Source organism: Streptomyces sp. SID3212 (assembly GCF_009865405.1).
Lineage (GTDB): Bacteria > Actinomycetota > Actinomycetes > Streptomycetales > Streptomycetaceae > Streptomyces.
This window is the reverse complement of record NZ_WWJY01000138.1, coordinates 1-5790: the sequence shown is the minus strand read 5'-3', so window position 1 is coordinate 5790 and position 5790 is coordinate 1. Positions and strand designations below refer to the sequence as shown.

Genomic DNA, 5790 nt, shown 5'->3' with positions numbered 1-5790 from the left:
GCCTCGGCCTTGGCCTCCTCCTTCTCCTTCTCCGCCTCCGCCTTCTCGGCGGCGTGCTCGGCCTTCGCCTCTTCCTTCTCCTTCGCGGCCTCGGCCTTGGCCTCCTCCTTCTCCTTCTCGGCTTCCGCCTTCTCGGCGTCCCGCTCCTTCTTGGCCTCCTCCTTCTCCTTCTCCGCTTCGGCCTTGGCCTCTTCCTTCTCCTTCTCGGCCTCTGCCTTCTCGGCGTCCCGCTCCTTCTTGGCCTCCTCCTTCTCCTTCTCGGCCTCCTTCTTCGCCTCCTCCTTCTCCTTCTCCGCCTCCTTCTTGGCTTCCTCCTTCTCCTTCTCGGCGGCGGCCTTCTCCGCCTTCGACTCCTCCTTCGCGGCGATGTCAGAGAGGGACTTCTTGTCCTTGTCCGTGATGGTGGGGTCGAACGCCTTCTCCGCCGCGGTGAACGCGTTGTCGATGGCGAGGATCGCCTCGGACCCCGCCGGACCGAGCCAGTTCTTCACCGACTGTTCCCAGCGGCGTACGGCCTCCTCGCCTATCTTCTTCCACGTCGTCATCTCGGTCGGCGCACCGTAGGGCTGGCCGTCGATCGTGATGACGCCCGAGAATCCCTCGCCCGCGACGATATTGCTGGAGTAGTCGTAGCGGTTGGTGGACGGCTGGAAGTCGATCTTGCCGAACTGATTGTCGAGGATGTCCATCCGGGCTTCCTGCAACAGGTCGTACAGATGCTGCTGCGGACTGCTCTCGGGCCGCCACGCGTCCCAGGCAGCGACCAGATTCATCGCCTGCTGGTACAGGGTCCACTGGGCGTCCGCGAGAGCACGCGCGGGCTCGGAGAACACCGGATCGCCCTCGATGGTGACGTACGTGGTCGACTCCGCGCCCTCTTCACCCGCGATCTGGTCGGCGTAACCCTCGTAATTCCTCGCCAGCTTGTGGATGAGCGCTTTGAAAATGGCCGCCGAGGTGCCGTCCCAGGATTTACTGCCCTCGCCGATGTCCTCGTTGTCCCACTTCCCGACGGCGGCGGCACTGTTCTTGAAGAAGGTGACCACCCGGTCGAACGCCCTGGCCGTGTCCGAGAAGGATCCGAGGTCGACATAGAGGGAGTCCGTCACGTCGATGCCGCTGTGGCTGAACCCGTGGGAGGAATACGGGGACGTCGCGATCTCCATGAGGGCGGCCCGGGTGCCGTGGATGTACTGGGCGAGTTTGGTGGTGTCCCAGGAAACGGCCTTGCCGTCCTTGTTCCAGCCGCCCTCGTCCTTCAGCACCTTGCTCGTGTACTCGAAGCTCCCGATCACGTCCATGCCGCTCGGCGGTGCGTCGCCGACGGTCGCCAGGATGGTGATGTAGGCCCGGTACCGGTCGAGCTTCGTTCCCGGCGACGTCTTGTCCGCGTCGTGGTAGGACCGGTAGAACGGGATGGTGTAGTCGGTGTTCTTGGTGTGCCAGCCGCCCGAGCCGGCGAAGCCGGACTCGTAGTAACTGCCCGCGTGATCCAGCCGGACGTGCATCAGCGGGATCTCGTCGTTGCCCTTCATCTTCTCGAACAACATCGCACGCGGGCCCACCTCGTACCCGGTGAGCTTCTTGACGGCCATGGCCCAGTCGTCGTCGTTGTTGTCCTTGGGGCTGGCCTCGGACTCTGCCATCACCGTGCTCCGGGAGGTTGTGGGGGTCGTGGAGGGGCAACTGCGGACGAGAGGTGGGGGAAGGAGCCCTGGGGCGGGCCCTAGTCCTCTTTTTCGCCGGATCCGCCGAGGTCACTGTCGACGTCTTCGAACACGTCCATGAACTCTTCCGGGGTGATGGCCTGGAGGGTCGACCCCTGGTTCTTCTCCAGCTGTTTGATCGTCTCCCGCAGCGCTTCCTCGAAGTCCTCGAAGAGCACGGTCTGCTCCTCGATGATGCGGACGATCTCGACCGCCTCCGCCTGGATGACCCCGTTGAGTTTGCCCCCGGCGGCCTTCTCCCCGGCCATGTTGCCGATGATGAGCGGCTTCGTGGTGCTGAGCGTGGTGGTGGACCTGCCGTCGGCGATGTACGAGATCGCCTCGCCCTCCGTCGGGCTGTACTTGACGATCCCCTCCAGGGTCCCCACGAACGGCTCGATGTGGTCGCTGATGAACTTCTTCAGGAACGCGCTGTCAAGGACCGTGACCTCGGCCATGTCGCCCTTCCCCTCCCCTTTTCCCTACCGTGCCGTCCGGTCGGCGACCGGTCAGCGACCGCCGATCCTGATGTCCGACCACCGCTGGGAGAGGTTCTGCTCGGTGTGCCGGTAGCTGCCGGAGATGTCCGTAAGCAGGCTGGAGTGATTGGCGAGCAGCGTTTTGATGTTCGTGACGGCCGCGTCCCACTTGGCCTGCACGTCCTGGTAGACGTCCCGGTCGTCACCGATCCAGCTGTTCTTCAGCTCGGTCAGCTCCGCTTCCAGGTTCTCGAGGACGCTCATGATGGACTGGGACTGGGTGACCATGTTGTCCGCCGCGCCCTCGGCGTGGTTGTAGTCGATGTAGATGTAACCGTCGGTGAAATCCATCAGAAACCCTCGATTCGCCGCGTGTACGGTGAGTGTGCGGTGGGTGTGCGATCACGGCCGGCGGGCCGGCCCGTGACGGTGAGGTGGGAAACGGGTCAGGCGTTGGGGTTGGTGCCGCCCGCGACGCCGGCCGGGCCGCTGTTGTACCCGTTGAGTTCGTCGAACACGGCCGTGGACCTGGAGTACTCCTGGTCGATCGCCTCGCTCGACGAGCCCTGCGCCAGGCCGTGTTCGGTGAGGGTGGAGTTGAGCTCGTCCACCATCCGGTCCAGATTGAGCAGGATCGTGTCGACGTGCCCGTCCCACTGTTCGAGCAACCGCTTGAAGCCTCCGCCGTCCGAACCACCGTAGTTGGAGGCGAGCGTGCCCGCGGTGGTCTGGACGTCCTGCTGACACCGCTGGACACCGCTGAACGCCGTCTCCAGCGCCATGATTCCGTTGCGGGTCGCGTGCTCTTCGGACTGCTGCATGGCCATGAGAGAGAACTTCCTTCCGGCGGAATTCACCGACCTGTGGACCCCCGCACCACCTGTGGGCAGACAAGGCGGCCCTGTGAACACACCCCGCTTCACAGGGACATGGGGTGGCCCGATGCTAAGCAGGCGGCAAGTTGTTTGGCAATTGCCTCCCAACCCGCCGTGGCGGCCCGGCCCTTGTCCCTGAATGCTCGATTGAGCAGGGGCCCGGAATGGGGGCCGCTCACCTGAGCGGCGGCGGGATTCCGGCCGGAGATAACGGTCATTGACCCCGTTTCCGCGACGCGGCCGGACACCCGGACTTCACCCGGGACCCTCGCGGGGAATCCAAAAGTTTGCCCGTACGAACAGTCGCCGCGGAGCGACTTTTCCGCTGTAGCCCCTACATCTCAGGACACCGCAGTGTCACACGCCCTTCTCCGGAGGAAGCCGCCTCAGGAGTGAGGTCGGGTCCGCTCGGCAGCATGGCCAGCAGCGGCGACGGCATCGTCCGCTCCTCGACGCCCTCGTACCCGAGCGCCTTCACCCCTTCCTGCGACAGCAGGCGGTACTTCACCCCCTCGTCCGTCACCAGGTACGTGGTGTCGCCCAGCGCGCTGCCGCCCGCGCCCACCACCCTGACCAGCGCGCCCTTTCCGGCCCGTACGGCGATCGCGTCGACCTTCAGGCAGGCGGGCACGACCTCGGGGGCCGGCGGCTGGACCACCTGCGGCAGCGCGTGTCCGGGCAGCACGGACGTACCCACCCGTACGCCGCCCGGGGTGGAGTCGACGTCGGCGCACGCGACGGAGCCGACGGCGATGTCGACCGGCCTCGGCGGCTTCTCGGGCAGCCGCGCCGGGTTCACGACGGCGTCCTCGGAGCGGGGGGCGAGATTCCCGGTGAGCGCGTCCGCCCCGAGCGTCGCGACCCGTACGGCGTTGCCTTCGTACGCCTTCGCGCGGGTCTCGGGGTCGCCCATGAGGAGCGCCGCCCCGGTGGCCGTGAGCGGGACCAGGCCGTCCTTCTGGAGCAGGTGGTAGCGGGCGGCGGAACCCGGGACGTCGACGAGGAAGAGCTGCCCGATCCTCGTGGCGCGGCCGGCCAGGTCGGGCCCCTCCGCGCCCCGGTCCGGCACCTCGGCCGCCGCCAGGTCGGGTCCCTGGGGGAAGGCGTCGAGGAAGGAGGCGGCGACCGGGCGGGGTGTGACGTTCCCGTACCCGAGAGCCTGCGCCGCGTGCCCGCGCGCGTCGAGGCGCAGCCTGCTCCCCTGCCACAGCAGGTAGGTGGCGGAACCGGGCCCGGCGACCAACAGTCCTTCCTGGTCGGCCAGTCGGCGCCCGCCCGGTACGTCCCCGGGCTCGTCCGTGCCGACGGCGAGCGTGGTGGTCGCCGTGGCGCCGCCCGACGTGCGCGGCAGGAGGCCGGAACACACCAGCCACGGCTTGGTGTCCAGGTCGCCGGTGCCGGGCAGCGCCTCGGGGCCGTCGGGGATGCCGACGGGCGTGCCGTGCGGGGTGCCGGCGAGGGAGCCGGTGCCGACGGTCGTGACGGCGAGCGGGCCGCCGCTGATCAGCTGGGCGGACGCGTAGTTCCGTACGGGGCGGAGCCGTCCGTCCAGGTACAGGTAGCGGGCGCCCGTCTGCTTGTCGACGATCAGGTTCTGCGCGGTGCGCCAGGAGTCGTTCCCGCCGGGCTTGATGAGCCCGAAGACGAAGGCCCCCGCGCACACCAGCACGGCGATGAGCACGCCGATCGCGGCGCCGCGGTTGGTCCGGCCCAGGGGGCTCTCGGGATCGTCGGGTTCGGCCCGCAGCATGGCCGAGGCGAGCCTGCCCATCACGAAGAGGTGCGCCTGTACTTGGTCCCGTTTGCTGTGCATGGTTGCCCGTTCTTCCGATCAGCCGGATCAGCCGTTGATGCCGCGCAGCGTGCCGTACACGCCCATCGTCCAGAGCATCAGCGGCAGCATGCTGATGGCGGCGAGGGAGTGCAGCAGCTCGGCCGCGCGTCCCCAGTACGGCAGGAGCCGCCGCCCGGGCACGGTCCAGGAGGCGATGGTGATCGTGGCGGCCAGGGCCAGCAGACCGGCCGTCAGGGTCAGCCGGTCCTCGGGGTCGAGGGCCCGGGCCGCTCCGTACAGCAGCAGGGCGGTGCCCCAGGCGCCGGCGGTGGTCAGGGCGAGCCGCTGCCAGACGTTGCCCAGGCCCCTGCTGTGCAGCAGCAACAGCAGCGACAGGGCGACGACGGTGAGGATGCCCGGGAGGTCGGGGTCGGCCACGAGCATCGCGAGGCACGGCAGGCAGATCAGGCCGATGGCCGCGTAGAAGGCGGTCATCCAGCCGTCCGCCAGGGTCGCGCGGGTCTCCACGTCGGAGGCGGGGTACGGGTCGATGCCCTGCTGCAACTGCTGGACGTTGGTGGGCAGCGGGGGCATCCGCATCCCGGAGAGCCGGAACGACAGCGAGGGGACGAAGCCGCCGAACAGCACCACCACGACGGCCACCACACTGGCCGCCTGGTCCGGCGCCAGGTCCATGATGATCAGGGTGGCCCCGAGCGCCCCCGCGACGGCCACGGAGGCCGTGCCGAGGAACAGCGCCGGGTACACGCCGACCGCCGCCAGCGCGAGGACGACCGCGCCACCGCCGGCGGCGGAGGCCGCCAACAGCCGCGCCCCCAGCACCGCGTCGCCCCCGGCGCCGCCCAACTCCCCGCCGGGCAGCAGCCATCCCGCCAGGGCGAAGTAGGGGGCGGCCATGAGGCCGAGCACCGAGCCGGCCCCGGAGTCACCGACGG

General features: G+C 68.6%; 6 protein-coding genes. All 6 read right to left on the bottom strand.

Annotated elements, in window-relative coordinates:
* Positions 1-1646: AAWKG family protein (locus GT042_RS03980; protein ID WP_202532320.1), on the bottom strand; the 1646-nt coding region annotated here is incomplete at its 3' end.
* An 80-nt stretch (positions 1647-1726) separates the two neighbouring features.
* Positions 1727-2164, bottom strand: a complete 438-nt coding sequence (locus GT042_RS03975; protein ID WP_161307302.1) for a type VII secretion system-associated protein — start codon at positions 2162-2164, stop codon at positions 1727-1729.
* Positions 2165-2215: 51 nt separating this feature from the next.
* Entirely contained in the window at positions 2216-2536 is a 321-nt protein-coding gene (locus tag GT042_RS03970; RefSeq protein WP_161307301.1) for a WXG100 family type VII secretion target, read from the bottom strand.
* A gap of 95 nt (positions 2537-2631) precedes the next feature.
* Positions 2632-3012, bottom strand: a complete 381-nt coding sequence (locus GT042_RS03965) for a hypothetical protein (RefSeq protein ID WP_161307300.1) — start codon at positions 3010-3012, stop codon at positions 2632-2634.
* A 382-nt stretch (positions 3013-3394) separates the two neighbouring features.
* Entirely contained in the window at positions 3395-4873 is a 1479-nt protein-coding gene (gene eccB, locus GT042_RS03960; protein WP_161307299.1) for a type VII secretion protein EccB, read from the bottom strand.
* 27 nt (positions 4874-4900) lie between these two features.
* Positions 4901-5790, bottom strand: an 890-nt coding sequence (gene eccD / locus GT042_RS03955; protein ID WP_161307298.1) for a type VII secretion integral membrane protein EccD, incomplete at its 5' end; no start/stop codon positions are given.